Genomic DNA, 26,988 nt, shown 5'->3' with positions numbered 1-26,988 from the left:
CGTGCATGGCCAACGATTCTTCATATGGGCGGGTTCTCTCGCTGCCGCGGCGCTCCCTTGCCCCTGCGCGGGGGCGGGCTTTGCAGCATATTGCACAGGCTGCCGCGCTGACGGATGTGCATCCTGCGGGGGGCACGGATGGCGCTGCTACCGGCTTTGTGCTGTCGCTCTTGGGCGCACGGGCGGAGGGGCCGGTTTTGTGGGTGCAGGATCGCGCCTCCCGACGCGAAAACGGACGGGTTTATCTTCCGGGGTTGCGGGGCTTTCGGCGCGGGCATGCGATCTTGCAGATCACCGTGAGCCACCCGCGCGACGTGCTATGGGCGATGGAGGAAGGCGCGGCCTGTTCCGCGCTGGCGGCGGTGGTGGGCGAAATCCACGGCGCACCTGCGGCGCTCAGCTTCACGGCGACCCAGCGGCTTGCCATCCGGGCCGAAGCATCGGGGGTGCCGGTCTATCTGATCCGCAGTGGCGATCCCGGCGGGCTGAGCGCGGCGCGCATGCGCTGGCGGCTGGCCTCCCTGCCCTCCGGCCCGCATCCGCACGACACACATGCCTCCGGGGCTTTGCGCTGGGATGCAGATCTGTTTCGGGCGCGCGGCCATGCTCCTGGCCGGTGGGTGGCCTGTTATGACCCGGATGCCCCCCGACCCGCAGATCGTTTCCGTCTGGTTCCCCATGCTGACGATGGAGCGGTGGACCCGGATCGTCAGCCAGCATCGGACGCTGCCGGATCGTGACGTGCCTGTGGCGCTGTGGCGTGAGGGCGCGCATGGGCCGGTCATCCACTGCTGCAACGCCATCGCCCGCAGCCGGGGGATAGCGCCGGGCGCGCGGGTCGTGGACATGCAGGCGATCCATCCCGATCTGCATGCCGAACCCGCCGATCTGGACGCCGATCAGACCCTGATGCAGCGGCTGGTGCATTGGTCGCGGCGCTGGTGCCCTTGGACGGTGCAAGATGGCCGCGACGGGCTGATCCTCGACGTCACAGGGGCCGCGCATCTGTTCCGGGGGGAGGCCGCGCTGCTGCGCGACATGACCCAGCGCTTTGCCCTGCAGGGGCTGACCGCGCGGGTGGCGATGGCGCCGACGCGCAGCGCGGCGCAGGCCGTAGCCCGCCACGCCGCCAATCACACGATCTGCACCCGCAACGATGTCGCCGCGCATCTGGCCCCGTTGCCGGTCATGGCCCTGCGCCTGAATGAAACCACGGATCGGCTTCTGCATCGGGCCGGGCTGAAAACGATAGGTGCCTTGGCGGATGTGCCGCGGGCCGCGCTGATGCGCCGCTTCGCCACGGCGGGGGCGGAGCATAACCCGCTGATCCTGCTGGACCGCGCTTTGGGCCGCGCACCGGACCCTGTGAACGCGCCCCCCGATCAGGCGCGCTACATGGCCCGCGCGCTGCTGTCCGAGGCGGTGATCGACCCCTACCCTCATCTCAGGCAGTTGATCGGCGATCTGTGTGACACCCTTGCACGGGCCGAAATGGGCATGCGGCAGATGCGGCTTACCGTCTACCGGGTGGACAGCGAATGCCGGAAAGTGGATCTGGCCACCGCCCGCGCCAGCCGCGACCCGGCCCATCTGCTGCGCCTTTTTGACGGCAAACTCGACAGCATCGACCCCGGTTTTGGGTTCGATCTGCTGACGCTTGAGGCCACGCGCGTGGAACCTGTGCCGCTGATCCAGAACCGGCTGGATGGCCAGCACGACCCGCAAGCGGACCTTGCCGGGCTGCTGGACCGTCTGACCGCCCGGCTGGGACAGGATAAGGTGACATGGCCCACATTGCGCGAAAGCCACAGACCCGACCGGGTGGAGGCGCGCGTGCCCGCGCTGACCAATACCCCCGCCGAAGCCCCCGCCGAAACCCCTGTCATGCCCCGCGAACGCCCCCTGCGCCTGTTGGAGACCGCTGAGGAAATCAGCGTGATCTACGCGGTGCCCGAAGGTCCGCCATCGCAATTCCGCTGGCGCCGCGTGCGCTACCAGACGGTGCGCCATGCCGGGCCGGAACGCATCGCGCCGGAATGGTGGCGCGACCGCCCCGGCACCCGGCTGCGCGATTACTACAAGGTCGAAGTGCAGGACGGGCGCCGTTTCTGGCTCTATCGCGAAGGACTGCTGCAGGACGGGCGCGGGGACACGCCGCGCTGGTTCTTGCACGGGTTTTTCGCCTGATGCCGCTGCAGGAAGGACATAAACGCCGCATGTTGGCGCAGGCCGGGCAGTTCACCCCCCAGCCCCGCGCGCCCTATGTGGAATTCGGCCTTGCCAGTTGTTTCTCGTTTCTGCGGGCCGCCTCGGACGCGACCGACCTGACCGCCACGGCCAATCTGCTTGGCTATGACCGGATCGGCATTGCCGACCGCAACACGTTGGCGGGGGTGGTGCGCATCCATACCGAGGCCGCGACCGCCTGTATCAAGCCCCTGATCGGGGCCCGGCTTGTCCTGTTATGCGGCTGTGAGCTTCTGGCTTATCCGCAGGACCGCGCCGCCTATGCCCGCCTGTCCACCTTGCTGTCGCAGGGCAAGATGCAAGACATCGACGGCGCATGGCAGGCCAAGGGCGAAACCCACCTGACGCTGGACATGCTGGCCGCGCATGCAAAAGGCCTGCACCTGATCGCGATGCCGCCGGATGATCTGGACAGGTTCACGACCGATCTGCGCAGGCTGAAGGCCGCCCTACCGGGCCTGCGCCATATCGGGGCGACGTTTCTCTACCGGGGGGATGACCGGGCGCGGATCAACCGGCTCGACCGGCTGGCACAATCGCAGGGGCTGACGATCCTTGCCACCAATGACGTGCTGTATCACGCCCCCGACAGGCGGCCCCTGCAGGATGTGATGGTCGCCATCCGCGAGGGCGTCACCGTTCCCCGTGCAGGGTTCTTGCTGGAGGCCAATGCCGAGCGGCACCTCAAATCCCCCGCCGAAATGTGCCGCCTCTTTGCCGACTGGCCCCATGCGATCGCCGCGACGCGGGCCTTGGCGGACGAAATCGTCTTTCAGCTGACCGATCTGAAATACGAATATCCCAACGAAATCGTGCCACAGGGACGCACCGCGCAAGAGGAACTGGAACGGCTGACATGGGCGGGCGCGGCGTGGCGCTACCCGGCCGGGGTGCCCGATCATGTGGCCCGGACGATCCGCAAGGAATTCGCGCTGATCGCATCCAAGAAGATCGCCCGCTATTTCCTGACCATCCATGACATCGTGCGCTTCGCCCGCGAGGAGGCCACGCCGCCGATCCTGTGTCAGGGGCGCGGCTCCGCCGCCAATTCGGCTGTGTGTTTCTGCCTTGGCATCACCTCGGTCGATCCCGACGAACACGACCTGCTGTTTGAACGGTTTTTGAGCGAGGAACGGGACGAGCCCCCCGATATCGACGTGGATTTCGAACATGAACGCCGCGAGGAGGTCATCCAGTATATGTATCGCAAATATGGCCGCCACCGGGCTGGCCTCTGCGCGACCGTCATCCATTACCGGCCCCGCTCCGCCATCCGCGAGGTGGGCAAGGCGATGGGCCTGTCGGAGGATGTGACCTCGAAGCTGGCAGGCACCATCTGGGGCAGCTTCGAGGGTGAAATGGACGAGGCCCGCACCAAGGAGGCCGGGCTGGACCTGTCCGACCCCTATCTGCGCATGGTGCTGAAACTGACCCGGCAGATGATCGGCATGCCCCGGCATCTGTCGCAGCATGTGGGCGGCTTCATCCTGACCGAACGCCCGCTGACCGAAATCGTGCCCATCGGCAATGGCGCGATGCCGGAGCGGAGCTTTATCGAATGGGACAAGGACGACATCGACGCGCTGCAAATCTTCAAGGTCGATGTGCTGGCCTTGGGGATGCTGACCTGTATCGCGAAATGTTTCGATCTGCTGGCGGCACAGTATGACCGACCGCTCGATCTGGCCACGGTGCCGATCGAAGATCACGCCCCCGACGATCAGCGCCCGACCTATGACATGCTGTGCCGGGGCGACAGTCTGGGCGTGTTTCAGGTGGAAAGCCGGGCACAGATGGCGATGCTGCCCAAATTGCGCCCCCGCGTGTTCTACGACCTCGTGATTGAGGTGGCCATCGTGCGGCCCGGTCCCATCCACGGCGATATGGTGCACCCCTATCTGCGGCGCAGGCAGGGGCTGGAGGAGGTGGCCTATCCCCGCCCCGGCCCGGAGCATCCGCAGGACGAATTGGAACGGATTCTGGGCCGCACGCTCGGGGTGCCGATCTTTCAGGAGCAGGCGATGAAGATCGCCATGGATGCCGCGAATTTCTCGCCCCAGCAACTCAACGACCTGCGCCGGGCGATGGCGACATTCCGGTCGCGCGGCACGATCGAGTTGCTGCAATCGGAGATGATCGGCAACATGATCGCGCGGGGCTATGACCCGGTCTTTGCCCAGCGCTGCTTCGATCAGATCAAGGGGTTTGGCGAATACGGCTTCCCCGAAAGCCACGCCGCCAGCTTTGCCAAGCTGGTCTATGTCTCAAGCTGGCTGAAATGCCATTACCCGGCGGCCTTTGCCTGTGCCTTGCTCAATTCGCAGCCGATGGGCTTTTACGCGCCCGCGCAGATCGTGCGGGACGCCCGCGATCACGGCGTGCAGGTCCATGCCGTCGACGTGAACTATTCCGATTGGGACTGCACGCTGGAACCTTGCGGTGACGGCTTTGCCCTGCGGCTGGGCCTGCGGATGATCGGCGGGCTGCAACAGAAGGCGGGCCTGCGGATCATGGCCTGCCGCGACACGCCGTTCACCGACATTGCCGACCTGCAAGGCCGGGCCGGACTGGACGTGGCCTCCCTGCGCAGGCTGGCCTCCGCCGATGCCATGCGCAGCATGGGACCGGATCGGCGGCAGGCTTTGTGGCAGGCGCAGGCGCTGAAGGATGCCCCTGCCTTGCCGATTTTCGATCACGCCCAAGCCGCGTCCGAGGGCCCCGACCCCGAAGTCAGCCTGCCCGCCCTGTCCAGATCCGAACATGTCGTCGCGGATTATCAGACCCTGCGGCTGTCCCTGAAAGCTCATCCGATGGCGTTCTACCGCCGCAGCCTGACGGGCCAAGGCTTTACCGCCGCCTCGGACCTGACCGCCCGCCGCCACGGGCAGCGCGTTTCGCTGGCCGGTCTGGTGCTGGTCCGCCAAAAACCCGGCAGCGCCAAGGGCGTGTGCTTCATCACGCTGGAGGATGAAACCGGCATCGCCAACCTCGTGATCTGGCCCAAGATGTTCAAGGCGTACCGCGCCATCATCATGTCGTCGCGCCTGATGGTCGTGCGCGGTCGGGTGCAGACGGATGGCCGGGTGATCCACATCGTCGCGGATGATCTGCAAGACCGCAGTGACCGGCTGGTGGCCCTGTCCGAAGGGCACCTGCCCACCATCACCACCCGTGGCGATCATCCCACGCATCCGATCCCCGGACAGGTTGGCATCCGTGCCCATCCACGCAATCTGCGCACCATGCCGAAATCGCGGGATTTCCACTAACCCCGCCTGCCGTGCCCGCTCCGCCCGTGCCCGCTCCATCCGTGCCCGCTCCATCCGTGCCCGCTCCATCCGTGCCCGGAAGTGCATCACCGGGCGGCACAAGGGCCGGGATCACAGGCGCGGTGCCTGCGGGTTTTCTTCCATGCTGCGGGCCAGATCGGCCATGAAACGGGTCAGCAGCCCCACATGCGGCACGCCCTTGCGGGTGATGACGGAGGCGCGCACTTCGCTCACCGGGAAAAACGGACGCGCCACGACACCGCCCCGCGCCAGATACGGCGCCGCAGAATAGGGATCGACCACCGCCACGCCCAGACCTTGGGTCACCAGTTCGGCGGCAGTCTGGCTATAGCGCACCTCGATCCGGGGGCGGTAAGGCGCGGCGGACAGTTCAAACCCGCGCGCCACCAACCGCCCCAGTTGGGAGCCGATATCGATGCCGACCAGATCTCGTTCAGCGATCTGCACCGGCGTAATCAGATCCTCTTGCGCCAGCGCATCGTCGGCGGGCACCAGCACCACCATCTGGGTGCGTTGCAGCACGCTGACATTGACGGTGTCGAGCCGTTCGGCATTCAGCACCAGCCCGGCATCGACCTGCCCGGTCTGCACCGCGTCCACCACCGGCTCCAGCCGCCGCACATCGAAGGAAATCGTCACATCGGGACGTTCGTTAAGAAACCGGCGCAGGGCGGGCGGCACGACCGAATATCCCAGCGGCGGCGTGCTCATCACGCGCAACCGGCCCACCCGCCCTTCGCGCAGATCCCGCGCCCGCGTGGAGAAGGAGCGGATCAACCCGAACATCGGGTGGATTTCGCCGAACAGGTCATGAGCCTCGGCGGTGGGACGCAGGCGGCGGCCTGTGCGCTCAAACAGGGTCAGACCCAGCTGGGTTTCCAACTGCCGCAACCCGGCGGACACCGCAGGCTGTGAAATACCCAACTGCTCCGCCGCCTGAACGGTGGTGGCGCTGCGCATCATCGCGGTAAAGATCTCCATCAACCGCAAGGATACATCAGGCAGATCCTGCGGCTTGCTCACGCGCGGGCACCCGCCACGGGCAGATGATCGATCACCCGCGCCAGTGCCATGCCTCCGGCGGCGGTGACGGGATCAATGATGGCAAGCCCGGTATCGGCCTCCAGCCGCGCGCGGACCGGGCCCATCCCGGCACAGCCCAGCACCACCGCGCCTGCGCCCATTTCGCCCAGCTGGGTCGCAAGGCTGAGAAGATGCGCATAAAGCGCCTCGTCGCGGCCCGAATCCTCGGCCGAGACATCGGGCAGCGGCAATTCCCCGGCCAGCCGGTCCAGCACGCCCATCATCCGCATCCGACGCCGGTGACGCGGGATGGACCGTGCGCTGAGCGCGATGATGCCAAACAGATCCGCCTGCCCCAGCGCCGTCAGAATGCCCGCCTCCTGCACGCCGATCACCGGTTGCGGCACCAGCGACCGCGCCAGATCCAGACCGGGATCGGAAAAGCACGCCGTGACAAAGGCCAGCGCATCGGGCCGCGTCTGTGCCAGTTCGGCAAACCCGATCGCCGCGCGAGCGACGTCCTCTTCGGTGGCGATGGTCGCGGGTCCCTCGGGCAGGTCCGTCACCTCGAAATGGTCACCGAACGGGCGCAGGGCCTCCGCGATCCCGGCGGTCACCACCGCCGAGGAGTTCGGATTAACGACAACGATCTTTCCCATCAGCGCAGCTCGGTGTCGAAATTGCAGGCACGGTCGAATTCCGGCCCGCTCACCGCCGGGATGCCGCTCATATCGACGGGTGCGCGCGCAAAGAACCGCCCCTGCCCTTCGGTCGCCTGCAACTCTCCGTCACGGATCACTGCCGCGCCTCGGCTCAGCACCGTTTCGGGACGACCTGTGATGCGCATCCCCTCGAACGGCGTGTAATCCATGTTGTCATGCTGGTCGGCTTGGGTGACGGTCCATTCCGCCTCCGGGTTCCAGATCGCGATATCGGCATCCATCCCCGGCGCGATGCGGCCCTTGGTCGTGCAGCCAAAGGTCTTGGCCGCATTGGTCGAAGACAGCGCCACGAACCGCTCCAGCGTGATCCGCCCGGCCATGACGCCTTCGGAAAACAGGTAAGGCAAGCGCATGGCGATGCCGGGCATGCCGTTGGCGATCTTGGGATAGGGCGCGTCCGCGCCGTTGAGGAACTTGCCTGTCTCGTCAAATCGATAGGGCGCGTGATCCGACGACAGGCTTTCGAACGTGCCCTGCGCCATGTGATGCCACAATGCGGCCTGCGTTTCCGGGCCGCGCAGCGGGGGCGAGCAGACGAATTTCGCGCCCTCCATGCCGGGCCGGTCCAGATCGTCACGGGTCAGCGCCAGATACTGCGGACAGGTTTCGGAAAACACCTTGGCGCCCGCGAATTTCTCGCGCCGCACGATGTCCGCCCCCGCTTCGGTGGAGACATGCACAATGAAGATCGGCGCATCGGCAAGCTTCGCCAGCTGAATCGCGCGGTGGATCGCTTCGGCCTCGGCCAGTTCCGGGCGCGACAGGGCGTGGTAGCGCGGCGCGGTCAGCCCGCGATCGGCCAGCTTGCGGTTCATCCATTTGACCATCGCGTTGTTTTCCGCGTGGACCATGGTAATCGCGCCATGCGCCCGGGCCACCTCAAGAATATCGAGCATCCCTTCGTCGCCGATATTCATCAGGTCATAGGTCATGAACACCTTGAAGGAGGTGATCCCCCGCGCGAAGGCCTGCGGCAATCCCTCGGCCAGCACCTGTTCGGACGGGTCAGAGATGATGAGGTGATAGGAATAATCCAGCACCGAGCGCTGCCCTCGCGCGTCATAGGTGTCGAGCACCTCGTCGATGCTTTGGCCCCTGTGCTGCGCGGCAAAGGGGATGAAGGCGGAGTTGCCGCCGAAGGCTGCCGAAACCGAGCCGCTGTAATAATCATCCGCGCTCATCACCCCGGCGGAGCTTTCCTGCGCGATATGGGCATGTGCCTCGATCCCGCCGGGCACGACGATGCGCCCGCCCGCGTCGATGCGCTCCGCGCCGCCGGAAAGCTTCTCGCCCAGCGCGGCGATGCGCCCGTCCTTGATGCCGATATCGCCGGTGAACACATCCTCGGCAGTGGCAATGCGCCCGGAATGGATGACTGTATCGAAGTCCATGATCTGTCTCGCTTATTCCGGGGTCTCGACGCCAGTCTGGCTGGCAATCAGGTCGTAATGTTCGATCCGGCGATGCGCGGCGAAGTTGAACACAGTGGATTTGCCAAAGGCGCATTTTTCGAATTCGGCCTCGGCGACGATCAGCTCGTCCCCCTCGCCTTCGGTGCGGGCAATGACGAAGCCGTCGGGATCGACGATGATCGACCCGCCGATCATGTGATTGCCGTCCTCCATCCCGCATTTGGCAACCGCAATGGCATAGGTGGAATTCTGATAGGCCCCGGCGCAGACCGACAATTCGTGATGGTAAAGCCGCCGCTCCGGCCCTTCCTCCGCCGACAGGTTGTTCTGCGAGGGTGTGTTGTAACCGATCGCAACCAGTTCCACCCCTTGCAGGCCCAGCACGCGCCAAGTTTCCGGCCAGCGGCGGTCATTGCAGATCGCCGCCCCCATCACCACGCCTTGGCTGCGCACCACGCCAAAGCCGGTATCGCCGGGCAAGAAATAGCGCTTTTCCAGATGCTGATGCGTGCGTTCGGGCTCGTAATCGGCATGGCCCGGCAGATGGGTCTTGCGGTATTTCAGCACGATCTCGCCCTCGGGGGAGACGATGATCGCGGTGTTGAAATGGTCGCCCTCGGGCGTCAGCTCGCAATACCCGAAGGTGAAGCCCATGCCATAGCTGCGCGCGCGCTCGAACAGCGGCTGGGTCGCGGCATTGGGCATCTCGGTTTCGAACCAGTGATCGAAATCGGCGCGATCCTCGACATAGAACCGCGGAAAAAACGTGGTCAGCGTCATTTCAGGATAGGCAAGGAATTCGACGCCCTGCGCATGTGCCTCATCCATCAGGGTCAGCATCCGGGCGATGACCTCTTCGCGGGTCTCGTCCTTCTGGATGCCGCCCATCTGGGCGGCTGCGATTTTCATGGTGGGCATGGACGTGTCCTTTCAGTGGATAGCAAGGCCGCGCTGATAGCGCGAGATCACGCGCACCAGCGGCCACAGCACGAGCAGGTAGAGGATCGCCGCCAGAACCAGCGGCGAGGAATTGTAGGTGACTGACCGCGCCATATTCGCGGCATAGAGCAGCTCCGACAGCGACACGACGGAAGCCAGCGAGGTGAGCTTCACCACCTCGACGGTATTGGACAGCAGATCGGGCAGCACGTTGCGCACCGCCTGCGGCAGCAGAACATGCGTCATGGCCTGCACCCCGGTCAGCCCGGTGGCGCGCGCCGCTTCCATCTGACCGTTGGGAACGGAGTTGATGCCCGCGCGGAACACCTCGGCGAAATAGGCGGAGTTGTTGAGCAGGAACGCGATCACCACCGCCACGAAGGGCGACAGGTCCAGCCCCGCAAAGGGCAGCCCCGAATAAACGAAGATCAGCAAGACCAGCGGCGGCAGCGCGCGGAAGAAGTCGATCACGCAAACGGCGGGCCAGCGCAGCCAGCGGCGCGGCGACAGCGCCGCCAGCGCCAAGGCCAGCCCGCCCGCCAGACCCAGACCGATCACCACCGCGCAAAGTTGCAGCGTCACCAGCGCGCCGCGCAGCAACAGCGGCAGCGACTGTGCCATCACGTCCAGATCGAAGAAGGCTTGCAGGAAATTATCCATTGAGGGCTCTTTTCGGATTGCTCGGGGAGGGGCGCGCCCGCCGCCGCTGCGCGGAAGGCGGGCGGGCGGCGCTCAGGTGGCGTAGTGGAACCGCCGCTCGATCATGCGCGACGCGATCACGGCAGGGATAAAGATGATCATGTAGGCCACCGCCGCCATCGTCAGCGGCGTGGCGGAGCCAGAGAAACTTTGCGCGGAGGCGGACACCGACAGGATTTCCTTTACCCCGATCACAGATCCCAGCGCCGTCATCTTGGTGATGGCCAAGGCCCGGTTCACCAGCGGGGGAATGCCCATGCGCCATGCCTGTGGAAACGCGATTTCCACCAGCACCCGCACAAAGCTCAGCCCCGTGGCGCGGCCCGCTTCCCACTGTCCCTTGTGCACGGCGGTCAGACCGGCCCAGAAGATCTCCTCCGAGAAGGCCGCCAGAACCAGCCCCAGCACGAGGTAGAGCACGACCCAGTCCGACAGTACCACGCCGACCGAGGGCATCCCGAAATACAGGATCAGGATGGCGACCAGTGGCGGAATGGCGCGGAAAAAATCGGCAAACAGCACGATCAGCGCCGAGAGCACCCGCACCCGGAACGCCCGCAGACAGGCCAGCACCGCGCCCAGCAACAGGCCGCTCAGCACGATGATGACCGACAGCCAGATCGTCGTGAACAGCGCCTCGATCAGCGCAGGCGTGTATTTCGCAATCACCGCGGGGTTAAAGAACGTCTCTAGAAAGCGCATCAGACGGCGGGCTCCGGCTGCGGCGCGGCGGGGCGCGCGTCGGAATGCTCAGCGGACCGCGCACCGGGCGCATGGCCCGACACCCGCGACAGGAAGCTTTTCAACCGATCCGACTTCGGCGCGCCAAAGATTTCCTCCGGCGTGCCCTGCTCGACGACATAGCCGCCATCCATGAACACCACCCGGTCGGCAGCCTCGCGCGCAAATTCCATCTCGTGGCTGACCACGACCATGGTCATGCCGGCCTCGCGCAGCTGTTTCATCACCCGCAGCACCGACCCCACCAGTTCGGGATCGAGCGCGGAGGTCGGCTCATCGAACAGCATCACTTTCGGATCGAGCGCCAGCGCCCGCGCGATCGCCACGCGCTGCTGCTGTCCGCCCGACAATTCCGCAGGCATCGCGGCGGCCTTATGCGCCAGACCGACCTGATCCAGCATATCCATCGCGCGGGCTTCGGCCTCGGGCTTGCTGCGCTTCAGGGCTTTCACCTGCGCAAGCATCACGTTTTTCAGCACGCTCATATGCGGGTAGAGGTGGAACCCCTGAAACACCATCCCGACCTTCAGCCGCATCCGGTCCAGATCATGACGGGTGATATCGGTGATCCGTTCGTTATCGACCATAATCGCGCCGGAGGTCGGCTCTTCCAGCCGGTTGCAGCACCGCAGCATCGTCGATTTGCCGGACCCCGACGGCCCGATGACAAAGACCAGTTCCCCGGCATGCACGGTCAGATCGATGGATTTGAGCACATCCGTTTCGCCAAAGCGTTTCTCCAGCGCGATGACTTCCAGCATCTTGCGCGGCCGATCCTGCCCCGGCTGAGCGGTCTTGGGCTGAGCCTGCACGGGCTGGGGCTGCACGGGCTGGGGCTGCACGCTGTCGGGTGTATCGGTCATCATCGTGCCTTTCTGCTGGCATCCATCGCGCCGCGCGGGCGGCGCATCGGGGGGATCAGGCCGCGCAAGGGGCCTGATCCGATGTCGTGGACTTACAAAGCCGCTTAGAAGGTGCAGCCGACCTCATGCGCGGTTTCGTCATACCCGGCGAAGCCCGGCGTGCCGTAGCCGGGGGTCGGGGTGACGATGGTGCGGCCTTCCTCGGGGGTGACGCCGAACCATTTCTCGGACAGGGCGGCCATGGTGCCGTCGGTCTTCAGGCACTCGATCACGCTGTCGATCAGGTTGCGGGTGGCGGCGTCATCGGTGCGGAACGGCAGCGCCCAGACAAGGCCGGTATCGACCTCCACCGACAGATCGACGCGGGGGTTCTTCTTGGCCGCCCATGCAGCCCCGGTCATCCCGGCAAGGTTGGCATCCGCCCGGCCTGACGCCACGGCCTCGACCGCATCGGTCTGGGTGCCGAAAGAGATCACCTCCCAGCCGTAGTCGCCAGCGCGTTCGGTCAGCCACGATTCGTAGACCGACCCCTTGTTGGCAGCGATGGTCAGACCCTTGAAATCATCGAGCGTCGTCTTCGGCTCGGTGCCTGCGGGCACCACGAAGCTGAAGTTGGTGTCCATGAAGCCTTCGGTGAACAGCAGGTTCGCGGCGCGCTCTTCGGTCACCGTGGTCGGGGCGGCGATGAAGTCATAGGTGCCAGCCTGCAAAGCGGGAAGCAGACCCGAAAATTGCGCGGCGGTCACATCCACCGGCACGCCCAGCTTTTCGGCCATCGCCGCTGCCAGATCGACGTTGAAGCCTTCGATGCCGCCGGACATCGTGGGCATGGCATGCGGCGCAAAGGTGCCATCCAGCGCGACCTTATAGCCGTCGGCCTTAACCTCGGCGATATCGGCGGCATGGGCAGTCGCGGCGCTGATCGCAGTGGCGCAGGCAAGCGCGGCGATGCCGGTCCATTTCATCTGAAACATGTGTGTTCTCCGTGTTGGCCGGGCCCTTGTTGGTGACGTCTTGCGAGCGGACCCCTTCCGGCACTCCACCCATGCCAGCGGTGAGAACAATATAATTTCAGCCTATCTCTCTAATAATATTATAAGGTTTGGTTATGATTTTGCCGCAGATTGGCCGATAATCACGCGCGCGAAAATTTCGTAACCAACTGATTTTTGAACGAATACTCGCGCACAACCACGAAACAAAACAACTGTTTTACAATTTCGGTGCAATCAGGTTCGAAAACCCAAGCGCGCCGTATGAGGCAGCCTTGCGCAAAGTTCATGCAGTTTTGAAACAACCGTTTGAGTGCGAACAGGCGCAGGCGACTCGGCTCTCAGCGGGTAAAGCGCATAGAGTCAGAACCTGCTTGGCACGCGGTCGGCGGGGGCAAAGCCGCCGATGATAAGCCCGATCACCCGGTCAAACACCCGGTCCGACAGTTCGGCCCCGTCCTCGCGCGCGCCCAGCAACTCGATCCGGCGCACCAGCGGGTCCATATCCGACAGCAGATGCACCGCCGCACCGCGCGCGAATTCATAGCGCCAGATCAGATCGTCCCGGGTCAGATGCGGGAAGGTCCGCGCCATTTCGGAGATGAAGCGCTGCGCCACATGGTCGTTGCGGGCGAAACTTGCCTGCGCCAGCGGATCCTGCGGCTGGATGCGCATATGATACAGCATCCGCAGATAAAGGCTGCCGCCATCCTCGGCGCGCGACACCTCGCCGATCGGCTCGATCAGCGCGCGCAGGATCGCCTCGCCCGCCAGCGCAGCACCTTGGGATGCGGTCAGGGTCATATCCAGCCGGGCCAGCCGCCGGGCATTCACCGCGCCCGTGATGTCATCTATCGCCGCCGCGATCAGCGCATCCTTGGAGCCGAAGTAATAGGTGACCGCCGCGACATTGGCGCCCGAGGCTTCGGTCACATCGCGCACCGATGTGGCATGCGGCCCCTTGCGGGCGACAAGCTCTTTGGTCGCGGCGAGGATCGCGCGCTTGGCCTGCTCGCCCTTGGGGGTTTTCTGCGCCGCGCGACTGCCCTGCCCGGCCCTGTCGGTCTGCTGCTGCTCGTTGCTCATAATTGCGGCATCTCCCCGAACCACCCATCGCGTCGGCGTCCTCTTTGCGGCTTTCGCCTTGCGAGGGCAATGTGGCGCGCCTAGAAAATTAAAACAACCGTTTGATATTATGGAGGCGCAGATGCCGGCACCCGATTCCCCAAGCCCGATTGCCGGACATCCCACCGAAAGCGCCTATCTCCCGCCCGGCGCGCGCCCCGTCGACACCGGTGATTATCCTTATGCGCCCATGCGGGGGCGGCCCCGGCTGCGCTGGCCCGGCGATGCCCGGGTGGCGTTCTGGATTGCGCCGAATGTCGAACATTACGAATGGCAGCCGCCGGTCAATCCCAACCGCACGCCCTACCCCCGCACTACCCCCGACGTGCTGAACTATAGCTGGCGCGACTATACCCACCGGGTCGGCTTCCGCCGAATTGTCGAGGAAATGGCCAAGCGCGACATTCGCGGCTCGGTCTCGCTGTCGGTCTCGGTCTGCGACCACTTCCCCGATGAGGTGCGCCAGATGTGCGATCTGGGGTGGGAGCTGTTTTCCCACGGGCTTTACAACACGCGCTATTTCTACGGCATGTCGCTAGAGGATCAGCGCGCCGTCATCCGCGCCTCGCAGGAGGCGATTGGCCGATTTGGTCAGCGGCTCGACGGATGGCTGACGCCCGCGATCACGCCCTCGCTGGAAACCCAGCGCCTGTTGGCGGAGGCCGGGCTGCGCTACACGCTCGACTATTTCCACGACGATCAGCCGATGCCTTTGGATGTCGGGCCGGATCACCGCTTTGTCACCGTGCCCTATTCGATCGAGATGAACGACATTCCGCTGGCGCATTGGAACAACATGGCCGTGGACGAGATGCTGACAACACTGAAGGCACAGTTCGACCGGCTCTATGCCGAGGGCGCAGAGAATGGCCGGGTGATGTGTTTTGCCATTCATCCATTCGTGCTGGGGCAGCCGCACCGGATCGACGCCTTTGCCGAATTCCTCGACCATGTGAAATCCCACGATCAGGTCTGGTATCCCACTGCGCGCGAGATCGCCGCCCATTACGAGGCCACCCATTACGACACCATGACCGACTGGCTGGGCCAGCTGCACGGAGACCGCGCATGAGCCGCCAGATCACCCCCACCGGGCCGGAACACTTGCAGATGCCGAAGCTGCGCGCGGGCATGGACCACGATTTCTACGCCCCGCGTGACACATGGTCCGTGCCGCGACTGGATTTCGGCCCGGACGTGCATCTGGGCATCTGGCTGCAAATCGCGGTCGAATGGTTCCCCCTCGACATCAGCGGACAGCCGTTTCTGCCCATCGGCGCGCCCGCCCGGCCATGGCCGGATTCAGAGACCTACACCCAGCGCGATTACGGCAACCGCATCGGCATCTACCGGATGATGGATGCGCTGGCCGCGCGTGGCATGACGGCCAGTGCGTTTCTCAACGCCCGCGTGGCGCAGCGCTACCCGATCCTTGCGCGCTACATTCGCGAGGCAGGTTGGGACGTGGTCGCCGCCGGTCTGGACGCCGGAGCGATCCATCACGAAGGCCTCCACGAAGACACCGAGCGCGCGATGATTGCCGAGGCGCTGTCGCTGCTGCGCGCCGAAAGGCTGGAGCCTGCCGGGTGGCACAGCCCCAGTTGGTCGCAATCGACCCGCACGCCGCGTCTGCTGCGGGAGGCCGGGATCACCGCCATGGCCGACTGGGCCAATGACGAGGCGCCCTATGCGTTTCAGACCGGCACCGGCACCATCGCGTCGCTTCCCGCCGCGTTCGAACTGTCGGACCGCGAGATCCTCTTTGCCCGGCAGGCCCGGCTTGCGGATTTCGAGGCCAATATCACCGCAGCCGCCCGCCGTCTGACGCGCGAGGCCGCAGACAGCGGCACACCCCGCCTGCTCTGCCTCAATCTGTCGCCGTGGCTGATGGGACAGCCGTTCCGCATCAACGGGTTCGAACGCATCCTCGACATGCTCGGCGGCATCGACGGCGCGCGCACGGTGCAGGTGGCGGATATCCTTGCGGCCAGTCTGGACCTGCGCAATGGCTGACACGCGCCCCGGCGGCAGCAGCGGCGAGGACGGAGTGGCAAATTCGGCAGCCAGCCCCCCGGACAGTCCCCCGGCCAGTATCGTGCCGCTCGCGCTTTGCGTCTCAATCGCGTTCCTGATGGAAACGCTGGACAGCACGATCCTGATCGCCGCCCTTCCGGCCATCGGCGACGATTTCGGCATTCCCCCGCTGCGGGTCAATGTGGCGGTGACCGTCTATCTTGTGACGCTCGCGGTGATGATCCCGGCCAGCAGCTGGCTGGCCGACAGGTTCGGCGCGCGGCGGGTATTTCTGCTGGCGGTGCTGGGCTTCATGGTAACCTCGCTCGGCGCGGCGCTGTCGCAATCGCTGGCGCAACTGGTCGTCATGCGCATTGCGCAGGCTACCGCCGGGGCGATGATGACCCCGATCGGGCGGCTGCTGCTGATCCGGCACACACCCCGCGCACAATTGGCCAGCGCCATCATCTGGATGTCGACACCGGTGCAGATCGGCCCGGTGCTGGGGCCCTTGCTGGGCGGCTGGATCGTCACCTATGCGACATGGCCGCTGATCTTTCTCGTCAACCTGCCGCTGGGGCTGATCGGATTGGTGTTCGCCATGCGCATCCTGCCTGCCGATGCTCCGGCGCAGTCGGACCGGGCGACGCCGCGCGCCCCGTTCGATTGGCGCGGCTTCGGCCTGATCGCCATCGTGCTTGCGGCGGCGCAGATCGTTATCGACCAGTTGGTGCATCCCCTGCTGCCGGTGCCGCTAACGCTGGCGCTGCTGCTGGCCGTGCCGGTGGCGATGGGTCTCTATCTGCACCGTCCCGCGCCCCGCCCGCCCGGCAAGCCCGCGCTTGACCTGTCCTTGATGCGGTTGCGGCTGTTCCGGCTGGCGCTAGGCTGGGGCGTGCCCGCACGGATCGGCATCAACGCGGTGCCGTTCCTGCTTCAGCTGCAACTTCAGCTGGGGTTTGGCTGGTCTGCCGCGCGGGCCGGGACCGTGGTGGTCCTGATCGCCGGGGGCGCGATCGTGCTAAAGCCGTTTGCCGCGATGATCCTGCGCCGCGCCGGGTTCCGCCGCGGGCTTGCCGGCAATGCCGGGATCGCGGCGGCGCTGACCGTCGCGCTGGCGCTGGTCGGCCCGGACACGCCGCTGCCAGTGCTGGTTGCGCTGGTGCTGGTCTTCGGCATCAGCCGGTCGCTGCAGTTCAACCTGATCAACACGCTCGTCTTTGCAGACGTGCCCGCAGACCGGCAGAGCAGTTCGACGGCACTGGCTGGCGTCGGGCAGCAACTGTCGATGGCGCTTGGCATTTCTATTGCGGCGGTGCTGGTGGCGCAGCTTGGCGCGCTTGGCATCGCGCCCGGCGCAGATGCGATTTCGGCGGCGATGGTCGGCATGGCGGCGATCACCGCGCTGGCCGGGCTGGGCTATGCGCTGACGCTGCGCGGGGAGGATGGCGCCGCCATCGCCACCCCGGCGCGCCGCCCAACGAAAAGGAGCGCCTGATGGCTGCCGCGTCCGAGACCTCACCCGCCACATGGGCCCTGACCGACATCACCGCCGCGCTGGACGCCGGGCGGCTGAGTGCGACCGCTCTGGTCACGGCGGTGCTCGAACGGCTTTACGCGACCGAACCGCAGATCCACGCCTATCTCCGCCATGACGGCGACGCGGCGCTGGCCCAAGCCGCGGAGGCAGACCGCCGCGCGGCGCAGGGCGCGCGGCGCGGCCCGCTCGATGGTGTGCCGTTCGGGGTAAAGGACACGATCTACACCGCGCGCTTGCCCACCACCGCAGGCTCCGCCGTGCCGCAGGACTACGACCCGACCCTGAACGCCACGCTCGTCGCGCGGCTGGAGGCGCAGGGCGCGATCCTGCTCGGCAAGTGCAACACTTGGGAATACGGGACCGGATCGGGCCATGTGCGGTTTGACCTGCCCGCCCCGCCCGCGCGCAACCCGTGGAACCCGGCGCATTATACCGGCGGGTCGTCATCGGGGTCGGCGGCGGCGGTGGCGGCGGGGTCGGCGTGCTTCACCCTGGGCACGGACTCGGGCGGCTCCGTCCGCCTGCCCGCCGCTGGATGCGGCGTCGTGGGGTTCAAGCCGACCTTTGGCGGGCTGTCGCGCGCGGGCATCCTGCCGAATACATGGAGCTTCGATACGCCGGGACCGATCTGCGCCACCGTGGCGGATGCCGCGCTGGTCCATGACGCCATCGCCGGACACGACCCCGGCTGCGATGTCAGCCTTACCGCCGCGCCGCCGTGCCTCGCCGCGCAGCCGGGGCGCTCCATCGCCGGGCTGCAGGTGGGGCGGATCACCAATCTCGACGGGCCGGAGGGGCCACCCGACCCCGCGATCCTCGCGGCTCTCGACCACGCCGCGCAGGCCTTTGCCGCGCTGGGGGCCCATGTGCAGGATCTGCACATGCCGGTCGCGCCGTCGCAATTCCGCGCTGTCGCCGCGCCGATCAACTGGGCCGAAAGCTTCACCCTGCATGAGCGTGATTTCCTGACCCAGCGCCACCGCATGGGACAGGCCCTGCGCGATAAGCTGGAAACCGGGATGTATCTGCGCGCGGTCGATTACCTTGCCGCCACGCGGGAACGCCGCCGTCTGGTGGCGCAGGTGGATGCGCTGTTCGGACAGGTCGATCTGCTGCTGTTACCCATGACCTACGGGCCCGCGCCCCGGATCACCGAAACCGACGCCGTGCAGAGCTTTACCACCGGATCGGCAGGCAGTGCTTTTTCGCTGACCGGGCACCCCGCGCTGTCACTGCCTGCGGGTCTGACCGATACCGCACAGGGCGGCGTGCCCGTGGCCGTGCAACTGGCCGCAGGGTTCCGGCAGGATGCGGTGCTGATCCGCGCGGCGCATGCGCTGGAACAGGAATTCGCGCACCGTGGCATCCATACCCCGCGCCGTGCGCCATGTGGCGGCATGGCCCCCGCCGCCCAAGACCACGAAAGGAGCATCACCCCATGACCGATCACCCCGACGACAGCAGCCCCTCCGCCATCGCCGCGCGGCTGGTCTGGGAGCGGAGCGGCGCGCAGGCACCGACCGGCGCGGACCTGACGCGCGCAGCCGCCGCCTATGACCGCGCGCTGGCGCTGGGCCGCAACATACCGCGCCAAAGCGATAAGCTCACCGCCCCGCTGCTAGGGCCGCGTACCGATATCGACGCCTAGCGCCCGGCTTCCCCAGCCGCACCAGCCCCGGCAAAGGGCGCGATGGTGATTCCGTTTTCCTCAAGCGCGGTGCGCAGCGCGCGGGCGATGTCGACCGCGCCGGGGGTGTCGCCATGCACACACAGCGTCACGGGCTCCACCGGCAGGCGTTTTCCGCCTGTGGTCGGGATGTGGCCGTTCACGACCATCTCCAGCACTTGATCGAGGCTCTGCGCCGGATCATGGATCACCGCCCCCGGCGCGCTGCGCGGGGTCAATGCGCCTTCGTCGGTATAGCTTCGGTCCGCGTAGATCTCGCAGGCAAGCCGCAGCCCCGCCCGCTCCGCCGCTGTCCATGTCTCGGAATAGGGCAATGAGACATAGACCAGATCGGGATCCACCCGCTGCACCGCCCGGACGCACAGCGCGGCAAGATCGGGATCGGCGGCGGCCATGTTGTTGAGCGCGCCATGCGGCTTCACATGAGTCATCCGGTGCCCATGCGCCGCGCACATGCCCTGCATCGCCGAAATCTGATAGATCAGCTGCGCTTCCAGATCTTCGGGGCGCTCACCGCTGATCCGGCGCCGCCCAAACCCGTGCAGATCCTGAAACGACGGATGCGCCCCGACCGACACGCCATGCTCCCGCGCCAAGGTGATGGTGTCGCGCATCACGCTGGGATCGCCGCCGTGGAACCCGCAGGCGACATTGGCCGAACTGACCAGCGCCATCATCGCCGCGTCGTCGCCAATCACATAGGCGCCGAAGCCTTCGCCCATGTCGCAGTTCAAATCGATCCGTCGCGCCATTCCATCGTCTCCGCTCCTGATGTCGCGCCAGAACTCGCGCCGCAGGCCGCCGGGGTCAAGCACCGGCAGCGCCAAAACACAGCGGGCTTGCATTGGAATACAGATGGTATACTGAAATGGAGTGTGTGTTTCGCGTTAGGAGTCTGACACCCCCGATGCCCAGCCTGCCCTCCCGTCCCCTACATCCGCAGCCGCCGCGATGAGCGGTGCCGCATCCCTTGCCCAGCGCGCCCATGCGGGCCTGCTGTCGATGATCGCGGCGGGGGAATTGAAACCCGGCGACATTCTGCAGGAGGCTCCTCTTGGCCAACGGCTTGACATGTCCCGCACTCCGGTGCGCGAGGCGCTCAAGCGGTTGGAGAGCGAGGGGCTCGCCCACCCGCAGGGCCGGTTTACCCGGCTCAGGATGATCCCGGCGGCGGAGGTGGAGGAGATATTCTTTCTGCGGCTGGCGCTGGAGCCGGGCTGCGCCCTCGCGGCGGCCCGGCAGGTGGCGGCAAGCCCCCCGGCCCGGGCTGAGGTCACGGCGATGGCGGACCGTGTCACCGCCCTGCACGGCGACCCTGCTGCCGAACCCACCGACACCCCATGGCAGATCGATGTCGCGCTGCATCTGCTGGTGGCGCGGCTGGCGGGCAACCGCGCCACAATGCGCGTGGTGGGCGATCTGCACCGCCGCACGTCAATCTTCGATCATGGGCTGGTGCCGGATCGCTTTGCCGCCGCCTGCGCGCAGCATCTGCATATCCTCGATGCCATCGCGCAGGGCGACGCGGCCGGGGCCGAGGCCGCGATGCGCCAGCATTTGAGCGATGCCTGCGCGGCCATTCTGGCGCGGATCGCGCCGTGCGCCCCCGACGCCCGCGCAGAGGGCACCTCATGACCCAGCGCGGCGGCGAAACCCTGACCCAATCCGCCTATCGCCGGATCAAGCAGGATATCTTGGCGGGACGGATCACGCCCGACGCTATCCTGTCGGAACGCGCGCTGGCGGACAGCCTCGGCATTTCCCGCACGCCGCTCCGCGCTGCCCTGTCCCAACTGGAACGTGAGGACGTCATCGCCCGCCTGTCGAACGGCGCGATCACCGTGCGCGCCGTTCCCATCGAACAGGTGCTGGAAATCGCCCATCTGCGCCGCGCGCTGGAAAGCGCCGCCGCCGCCCGCGCGGCGGAGCGGGTGGCAGAACGCGCAGCACAGGCCGCAGCGACCGACACGGACAGGGGCGCCGAAGCCTATGCCGCGCTGCGCGCTACCGCCGATCTGATGCGCCCGGTCGCGGCGGGGGCGGTGACCTGCGGCTTTGCGGAATTTTGGGATCTGGACGAACGCTTCCACCTTGCCGTGGCCCGTGCCGCCGGGCTGACGCTGCTGCCGCAAATCATCACCGAACAGCGCGCTATCGCCCGCCGCTCCACCATCGGGCGGCGCAAGGACGAGTTCGCCACGCAGAGCGCGGAACATCTGGCCGTTCTCGACGCGATCGAGGCAGGCGATGCCGCCGCCGCCCGCGCCGCGATGCTGCATCATTTCGACCGCGTGCACGCGCGTTTCCTTGCCTCGCTGGACCCGACGCCATGATGCGCCTTGTCCCACACCTGACACCGACCTCACACCCGCCCCCCGCCTGATCCGGGCGGGCCTGAACAGGAGACGATCCATGCAATCCCTTTTCCATCTGGCCATTCACATCACCGATCTGGATGCCGCGCGGCAATTCTACGGCGGCGTGCTGGGCTGCACCGAAGGCCGCTCGACCGACACATGGGTCGATTTCGATTTCTTCGGCCACCAGCTGTCCCTGCATCTGGGCAAACCGTTCGAAACCACCCGCACCGGCAAGGTCGGCGATCACATGGTGATGATGCCGCATATCGGCGCGGTGCTGCGGCTTGACGACTGGCTCGCCCTGTCGGACCGGCTGACGCAGAATGGCGTTGAATTCGATATCCCGCCGGTGATCCGCTTCGAAGGCGAGCCGGGGGAGCAGCGCACCATGTTCTTCTTCGATCCTTCGGGCACCCCGATCGAAATCAAGGGCTTTCGCGATTTCGACGGCCTGTTCGCAAGCTGACGCGCGAGGCAGGCACCCGGTGGTTGCGGGTGCCTGCCCCCTATCCCCCCGGCCTGCGCGCTGCCGCAACGTCGCGACAAAGCTCACTTCTTTGTCAGCCGCGCTGGCTTGACCCTCCAGTGCAGGAGGGTGGTCTACGACGGCGCAACGCCGCGCGGTCCCCCGTGCGGTCAGCCAACGTGTGAGCCTCAGGACGGACCGCCCTTCATGACCAAGACCCTTGCCGCCATCGCCGCCTTTCTACTGATCGCAGGGGCCGCCGTGTATTGGAACATGCCCCGCCCCATGTCGCAGGCGGATGGCGGCCACATGATGACCCCGCCTGACACCTCCTCGCTGGAGCAAGGCGAAGCCATCGCTCAGGTCGCCCTGCCGGCGGAACTGTCGAGCGAGGCGCAGATCGGCAAACGCATGTTCGAGGCCAAATGCGCGCAGTGCCACGGTGCCAATGCCGCCGGGCAAAACGGTGTCGCGCCGCCGCTGGTGCATAAGATCTACGAGCCAAGCCACCATTCCGACGCCGCATTCGTCAGCGCGGCGCAGAACGGCGTGCGGTCGCATCACTGGAATTTCGGCGACATGCCCCCGGTCGAGGGGCTGACCGATGCCGATGTGAAGATGATCGCGACATATGTGCGCGCGCTTCAGCGGGAAAACGGCATACTCTGACCCATGCGCGCCTGCGGACATCTCATCGCCCTGTTGCGTGTGGGCCTGCTCTGCGCCGTTGTCGTGGCGGGGCTCACGCCGCAATTGGCCGCCACCCATGATGCGGGCAGCGCGTCCGCGCATGCGGTGGACCATGCGGCGGGCCACACCGTCACCGACACTCACGCAGGCGCCGCCGATGCGGCCCACGGCGCAGACCATTCGGTGATCGCAGAGGCCTTTGGCGATTGTCATCCCGGCCTCGACTGCGCCGTCAGCGCCATGATCGCCCCGCATATCCGCCTGACCATGCCGCCCACCTTGACCACCGCCGCGCCCCGGCTGGCCCCGCACCAGCAAACCGGCACCGCCCTCGCCGACGAGCCGCCGCCGCCACGATCCACCGTCTGAAACCGGACCTCTCCCTTTCAGACGACAAGGATCACGATCATGAAAACCAAGTTTCCCTTCACCCGTCACATCGCCTGTGGCGTCCTTTTTGCAGGCGTGGCCTCCGCCGCGCTGGCCCATTCCGGCGCCACCGGTCTGGTCAAGGAGCGCATGGTGGCGATGTCCGCCATGGGCGACGCGATCAAAAGCGTCGCACCGATGATGAGCGGCGATGCCGCGTTCGACGCCGATGCGGTGCGCGCGGCAGCCGGGGTCATTCAGGACCATGCGGGCGATACGATGACCGCGCTGTTCCCCGAGGACGACGCAAACGAAGCCTCCTATGTCAAGGATGCGATCTGGCAGGATTGGGATCAGTTCAGCGACCTCGCCCAGCAATTGAAGCTCTATGGTGAAGGTCTGGAACAGGCCGCCGCCAACGGGCTTGCGGCTGCGGGGGGCGCGGACAGTTCCGCCATGATGGGGACGTCTGACATGATGGGCGCGGCCCCCGACACCGCCGACATGATGGGCGGGTCGGCCATGATGGGTGGCAGCGCGGCGGAACCGATTCTGAGCGTCGATGCCTTGGCGGCCATGCCCGCCGACGAGGTCTTCGCCAAGGTCAGCGACACCTGCTCGGCCTGTCACACGAAATTCCGCAAAGAGGCCCGGTGACATGCGGCGTCTTGTGACGGCGGCTGCCGTGCTGGCCCTGACGGGCGGCGCGGCGGTCGCGGCGCTCATGGTCTGGCCGATCGGTCAGAACCCGGAGCAGATCACCCTTGAGGGCGATGTGCAGCGCGGTGCCTATCTGGCCCGCGCCAGCGGCTGCATCGCCTGTCACACCGATTTCGAGGCAGGCGGCGCGCCGCTGGCCGGGGGCGCGCCGCTGGTGTCGCCCTTTGGCACCTTCTACCCGCCGAACCTGACCACCGATCCCGATCACGGCATCGGCGACTGGACGATGATGGACTTCGCCAAGGCCGTGCGACAGGGCATCTCACCGGAGGGCGCGCCCTACTATCCTGCCTTCACCTACCCGTTTTATGGGGAGTTCTCGGATCAGGACATCGCCGATCTATGGGCCGCGTTCCGCACCGTGGCCCCGGTCGCCGAACCCGCGCCCGCCCATGATGTCGGCTTTCCCTTCGATCAGCGCTGGGGGTTGAAGCTGTGGCGCGCGGCCTATGCCGGCGCTCCACGCACAGGGCCGGTCGACGGGCGGAGCGAGACGTGGAACCGGGGCCGCGAACTGGTGCGCGGGGCGGCCCATTGCGGCGCGTGTCATACCGGGCGCAATCTGGTCGGTGGCCGGATCGCAAACGCGGTGTTTTCGGGCAATGACGACCTGCCCGGCGACAATGCCGCTCCGTCCATCAGGCCCCGCGCCCTGCGTGACGATGGCTGGACGGTGTCGAACCTCGCCTATGCGCTGCAAAGCGGCATCACCCCGTCGGGCGATGTGTTCGGCGGCAGCATGGGCGAGGTGGTTCAGAACGGCACCCGCTATCTGACCAAGGCCGACCTGACCGCGATGGCGACCTACCTCCTCGACAACGATCTGGCGGGGGCGGAGGCCGAGGATCTGGCAGGCACCGAACCCCAGACGGACACCGAGATGGCAGAGATGCCGACGGAGCCAGAGCCCGACCCGGCAGCGGAACCGGAGCCATATTCGGCACCTGACGCGACCCAAGTCGCCCCCGAACCGCACTCCGACACAGACTGAACCCGGAAGGGGCGACGCCCGCCCCTTCCCCTCACCGGGATATAGATGATGACCACACGGCGCGACTTCCTGATCCGCAGCGGCGCGACACTCGCCACTGCCGCCACCACCGCCGCCACCACTGCCGCCATGACGGGCCTGCCGCGTCTGGCCCGCGCGGCCACCGCCGGGCTGCCTGAACTGCGCGCGCAAAAAGCGCAGGTGCAGCTTGCGCCCGAAGGCTATCCGCAGACCGCGATCTGGGGCTATGGCGGCGCGCTGCCCGGCCCGGAACTTAGGCTGGCGCAGGGCGCACGGGTGCAGCGGCGCTTCGTCAATGATCTGCCGCAGGCCAGCACCGTGCATTGGCACGGGGTGCGGCTCGACAATGCGATGGACGGGGTGCCGGGCCTGACCCAAGCCGCCGTCGCACCGGGCGACGGGTTCGATTACGATTTCACCGCAGGCGATGCGGGCACCTTCTGGTATCACGCGCATGAACGCTCGGTCGAGCAGGTCGCGCGCGGCCTCTATGGCGCGCTGGTGGTGGAGGAAGCCGAGGCACCGGATGTCGATGCCGATCTGGTGCTGGTGCTCGACGATTGGCTGTTGGACCCGGAAACCGCGCAGATCGATACCGATTTCGAAGCCCCCCATGACCGCAGCCACGCGGGTCGGCGCGGCAATTTCGTCGCGACCAACGGGCAGCAGGCCTATTCCCGCGATGTGGCCACCCATGACCGGCTGCGGCTGCGGCTCATCAACGCCGCCAATGCCCGGATCTTTGTGCTGGATGTCGCAGGGATGGAGGGCTGGACGATCGCGCTGGACGGCATGCCCCTGCCCGCGCCGACGCCGCTGACCGAGCCGGTCCTGCTGGGGCCGGGGCAGCGCGCCGACCTGATCGTCGACATCACCGCCGAGCCGGGCGAGGTCGCGCAACTGCTGCGCTTCGACAGCCGCGATGGCGTCTCGCAAGCGGGCTTCCCTGTCACCGGCCAATCCGCCCGCAGCCGCCGCCCTGCCCCTGCCGCGCTGCCGCCCAATCCGCGCATGGGCGTGACGCTTGACGCCGATACCGCGGCCCTGCGCCTCAATATGGAAGGCGGCGCCATGGGCAGGCTCGATGCGGCGATCCTGAACGGCACGCGCCGCACCTTCCGCGAATTGGTCGAGGCTAACGAATTTTGGTCCTTCAACGGGGTCGTCGGGATGCCCGATGCGCCGCTCGCCACCTTGGCGCGGGGTCAGACCGCGACGCTGGAGATCCGCAACGACACGGCCTTTCCCCATGCGATGCACCTGCATGGCATGCATTTCCGTGAATTGGACGACACCGGCGCCGCCACCGGCCCGCTGCGCGACACGCTGCTGATGGCGGGCGGCGAGACCCGCAGCATCGGCTTCACCGCCGACAATCCCGGCGACTGGATGTTCCATTGCCATATGCTGAGCCACGCGGCCTCGGGCATGATGACATGGCTGCGGGTGGCATGATGCGGCGCGCGGCAGCTTTCGCATGCGCAGGCATCGGCGTTACCCTTGGGGTCGCGCTGCTGCTGGGCCGCACGTCCCTTGCCACCGCCGAGGGGCCGGAGCTTGCACAGCCCCTCGATCTCGTCGCGGCGGAGCAGCTCTATCAGGACAACTGCGCGGCCTGTCACGGCGCCGCGCTGGAGGGTCAGCCCGACTGGCGCAGCCCCGGCCCCGACGGCATCCTCCCCGCCCCGCCCCATGACGCCAGTGGCCACACTTGGCACCATTCCGACGCCATGCTGTTCGATTACACCCGTCTGGGCGGGCGCGAGGCCATGGCGCGCGAAGGGCTGGACTTCAACAGTGGCATGCCCGGCTTCGAAGACGTGCTGAGCGACGCGGAAATCCGCGCAATTCTGGCCTATATAAAATCGACATGGCCCGAACGTCAGCGCGCGGCGCAGGCCGAACGCGATGCCGCGGAACGGGCGGCGGAGCAGGCGGGCGGGCAATGACCGGCCCCGGTGCCGCGCCTTGGTGGCCCTGTCCGCGCTTACCTGACAGTCGCTGGAAGAAAATTAACACCTGTCCGTTGACCTTCCAGTGGGGGAAACCCCTACCTCTGCGCTGAACAGGCCGGGAGA

Annotated in this window: 27 protein-coding genes; 17 read left to right on the top strand and 10 right to left on the bottom strand. The window is 66.6% G+C overall.

The window, feature by feature from the left end; genetic code table 11:
- Positions 1-5 precede the first annotated feature (5 nt).
- From CBW24_RS04805 to CBW24_RS04795, 3 genes are read left to right on the top strand one after another with little or no spacing between them, the layout of a single operon-like run.
- Positions 6-740 (top strand): ImuA family protein, encoded by a 735-nt coding sequence (locus CBW24_RS04805; protein WP_232530139.1) that lies wholly within the window; start codon positions 6-8, stop codon positions 738-740.
- Positions 631-2,187, top strand: a complete 1,557-nt coding sequence (locus CBW24_RS04800) for a Y-family DNA polymerase (RefSeq protein WP_232530130.1) — start codon at positions 631-633, stop codon at positions 2,185-2,187. The genes CBW24_RS04805 and CBW24_RS04800 overlap by 110 nt, the downstream gene beginning before the upstream one ends.
- On the top strand, positions 2,187-5,516 hold the full coding sequence (locus CBW24_RS04795) for an error-prone DNA polymerase (protein ID WP_097372840.1): 3,330 nt from the start codon (positions 2,187-2,189) through the stop codon (positions 5,514-5,516). The genes CBW24_RS04800 and CBW24_RS04795 overlap by 1 nt, the downstream gene beginning before the upstream one ends.
- A gap of 111 nt (positions 5,517-5,627) precedes the next feature.
- On the opposite strand, the gene CBW24_RS04785 is transcribed toward CBW24_RS04795, so the two are convergent.
- The 9 genes from CBW24_RS04785 to CBW24_RS04745 all read right to left on the bottom strand — a co-directional run bounded on the left by CBW24_RS04785 (position 5,628) and on the right by CBW24_RS04745 (position 14,014).
- On the bottom strand, positions 5,628-6,560 hold the full coding sequence (locus CBW24_RS04785) for a LysR family transcriptional regulator (RefSeq protein ID WP_141100229.1): 933 nt from the start codon (positions 6,558-6,560) through the stop codon (positions 5,628-5,630).
- Positions 6,557-7,219, bottom strand: coding sequence for an aspartate/glutamate racemase family protein (locus tag CBW24_RS04780; RefSeq protein WP_097372839.1), 663 nt, complete (start codon positions 7,217-7,219; stop codon positions 6,557-6,559). The genes CBW24_RS04785 and CBW24_RS04780 overlap by 4 nt, the downstream gene beginning before the upstream one ends.
- Positions 7,219-8,673 (bottom strand): dihydropyrimidinase, encoded by a 1,455-nt coding sequence (gene hydA / locus CBW24_RS04775; protein WP_198405231.1) that lies wholly within the window; start codon positions 8,671-8,673, stop codon positions 7,219-7,221. The genes CBW24_RS04780 and hydA overlap by 1 nt, the downstream gene beginning before the upstream one ends.
- 12 nt (positions 8,674-8,685) lie before the next feature.
- A complete protein-coding gene (locus CBW24_RS04770; protein ID WP_097372837.1) occupies positions 8,686-9,612 on the bottom strand; it encodes an N-carbamoyl-D-amino-acid hydrolase in 927 nt (308 codons plus the stop codon).
- Between the two features lie 12 nt (positions 9,613-9,624).
- On the bottom strand, positions 9,625-10,293 hold the full coding sequence (locus tag CBW24_RS04765; RefSeq protein WP_088662240.1) for an amino acid ABC transporter permease: 669 nt from the start codon (positions 10,291-10,293) through the stop codon (positions 9,625-9,627).
- Positions 10,294-10,365: 72 nt separating this feature from the next.
- Positions 10,366-11,034 (bottom strand): amino acid ABC transporter permease, encoded by a 669-nt coding sequence (locus tag CBW24_RS04760; RefSeq protein WP_088662241.1) that lies wholly within the window; start codon positions 11,032-11,034, stop codon positions 10,366-10,368.
- Positions 11,034-11,834 (bottom strand): amino acid ABC transporter ATP-binding protein, encoded by an 801-nt coding sequence (locus tag CBW24_RS04755; RefSeq protein ID WP_097374127.1) that lies wholly within the window; start codon positions 11,832-11,834, stop codon positions 11,034-11,036. Before CBW24_RS04755 ends, CBW24_RS04760 begins: the two co-directional genes overlap by 1 nt.
- Before the next feature lie 206 nt (positions 11,835-12,040).
- A complete protein-coding gene (locus CBW24_RS04750) occupies positions 12,041-12,910 on the bottom strand; it encodes a transporter substrate-binding domain-containing protein (protein WP_097372836.1) in 870 nt (289 codons plus the stop codon).
- Positions 12,911-13,291: 381 nt separating this feature from the next.
- A complete protein-coding gene (locus tag CBW24_RS04745) occupies positions 13,292-14,014 on the bottom strand; it encodes a TetR/AcrR family transcriptional regulator (protein ID WP_088662243.1) in 723 nt (240 codons plus the stop codon).
- A gap of 121 nt (positions 14,015-14,135) precedes the next feature.
- Here CBW24_RS04745 and CBW24_RS04740 point away from each other — a divergent pair, with 121 nt between their 5' ends.
- Genes CBW24_RS04740 through CBW24_RS04720 form a run of 5 tightly spaced genes read left to right on the top strand, consistent with a single transcriptional unit; the run spans position 14,136 to position 19,254 of the window.
- Positions 14,136-15,125, top strand: coding sequence for a polysaccharide deacetylase family protein (locus CBW24_RS04740; protein WP_232530128.1), 990 nt, complete (start codon positions 14,136-14,138; stop codon positions 15,123-15,125).
- Positions 15,122-16,066 carry a polysaccharide deacetylase family protein gene (locus tag CBW24_RS04735; protein WP_097372835.1) on the top strand — a complete coding sequence of 315 codons (945 nt, stop codon included), beginning with the start codon at positions 15,122-15,124 and terminating at the stop codon, positions 16,064-16,066. Before CBW24_RS04740 ends, CBW24_RS04735 begins: the two co-directional genes overlap by 4 nt.
- Positions 16,059-17,564 (top strand): MFS transporter, encoded by a 1,506-nt coding sequence (locus CBW24_RS04730; protein ID WP_097372834.1) that lies wholly within the window; start codon positions 16,059-16,061, stop codon positions 17,562-17,564. Before CBW24_RS04735 ends, CBW24_RS04730 begins: the two co-directional genes overlap by 8 nt.
- Positions 17,564-19,048, top strand: a complete 1,485-nt coding sequence (locus tag CBW24_RS04725; protein WP_232530125.1) for an amidase — start codon at positions 17,564-17,566, stop codon at positions 19,046-19,048. Before CBW24_RS04730 ends, CBW24_RS04725 begins: the two co-directional genes overlap by 1 nt.
- Positions 19,045-19,254: a hypothetical protein gene (locus CBW24_RS04720; protein ID WP_088662247.1), complete on the top strand. Its 210-nt coding sequence runs from the start codon at positions 19,045-19,047 to the stop codon at positions 19,252-19,254. The genes CBW24_RS04725 and CBW24_RS04720 overlap by 4 nt, the downstream gene beginning before the upstream one ends.
- On the opposite strand, the gene CBW24_RS04715 is transcribed toward CBW24_RS04720, so the two are convergent.
- The gene (locus CBW24_RS04715; protein ID WP_097372833.1) at positions 19,251-20,045 is read right to left on the bottom strand and encodes a LamB/YcsF family protein; all 795 of its coding nucleotides are present in this window, start codon (positions 20,043-20,045) and stop codon (positions 19,251-19,253) included. The genes CBW24_RS04720 and CBW24_RS04715 overlap by 4 nt on opposite strands.
- Before the next feature lie 199 nt (positions 20,046-20,244).
- Here CBW24_RS04715 and CBW24_RS04710 point away from each other — a divergent pair, with 199 nt between their 5' ends.
- The 9 genes from CBW24_RS04710 (at position 20,245) to CBW24_RS04670 (ending at position 26,859) form a co-directional block, all read left to right on the top strand.
- Positions 20,245-20,928: a GntR family transcriptional regulator gene (locus CBW24_RS04710; protein WP_097372832.1), complete on the top strand. Its 684-nt coding sequence runs from the start codon at positions 20,245-20,247 to the stop codon at positions 20,926-20,928.
- Positions 20,925-21,626 carry a GntR family transcriptional regulator gene (locus CBW24_RS04705; protein WP_097372831.1) on the top strand — a complete coding sequence of 234 codons (702 nt, stop codon included), beginning with the start codon at positions 20,925-20,927 and terminating at the stop codon, positions 21,624-21,626. Before CBW24_RS04710 ends, CBW24_RS04705 begins: the two co-directional genes overlap by 4 nt.
- 79 nt (positions 21,627-21,705) lie before the next feature.
- On the top strand, positions 21,706-22,119 hold the full coding sequence (locus CBW24_RS04700) for a VOC family protein (protein WP_088662250.1): 414 nt from the start codon (positions 21,706-21,708) through the stop codon (positions 22,117-22,119).
- 207 nt (positions 22,120-22,326) lie between these two features.
- Positions 22,327-22,788 (top strand): c-type cytochrome, encoded by a 462-nt coding sequence (locus CBW24_RS04695; protein WP_097372830.1) that lies wholly within the window; start codon positions 22,327-22,329, stop codon positions 22,786-22,788.
- 3 nt (positions 22,789-22,791) lie between these two features.
- The gene (locus CBW24_RS04690) at positions 22,792-23,178 is read left to right on the top strand and encodes a hypothetical protein (protein ID WP_097372829.1); all 387 of its coding nucleotides are present in this window, start codon (positions 22,792-22,794) and stop codon (positions 23,176-23,178) included.
- Between the two features lie 39 nt (positions 23,179-23,217).
- Positions 23,218-23,835, top strand: a complete 618-nt coding sequence (locus CBW24_RS04685) for a c-type cytochrome (protein ID WP_097372828.1) — start codon at positions 23,218-23,220, stop codon at positions 23,833-23,835.
- 1 nt (position 23,836) lies between these two features.
- The gene (locus CBW24_RS04680; protein ID WP_445376025.1) at positions 23,837-24,889 is read left to right on the top strand and encodes a c-type cytochrome; all 1,053 of its coding nucleotides are present in this window, start codon (positions 23,837-23,839) and stop codon (positions 24,887-24,889) included.
- A gap of 45 nt (positions 24,890-24,934) precedes the next feature.
- Positions 24,935-26,365: a multicopper oxidase family protein gene (locus tag CBW24_RS04675; RefSeq protein WP_097372827.1), complete on the top strand. Its 1,431-nt coding sequence runs from the start codon at positions 24,935-24,937 to the stop codon at positions 26,363-26,365.
- Positions 26,347-26,859, top strand: a complete 513-nt coding sequence (locus tag CBW24_RS04670) for a c-type cytochrome (protein WP_232530115.1) — start codon at positions 26,347-26,349, stop codon at positions 26,857-26,859. The genes CBW24_RS04675 and CBW24_RS04670 overlap by 19 nt, the downstream gene beginning before the upstream one ends.
- Positions 26,860-26,988: the final 129 nt, after the last annotated feature.

Origin of the sequence: Pacificitalea manganoxidans, assembly GCF_002504165.1 — a bacterium.
In the GTDB taxonomy this organism is placed as follows: Bacteria; Pseudomonadota; Alphaproteobacteria; order Rhodobacterales; family Rhodobacteraceae; genus Pacificitalea; species Pacificitalea manganoxidans.
This window is presented reverse-complemented; position numbering and strand designations above follow the sequence as displayed.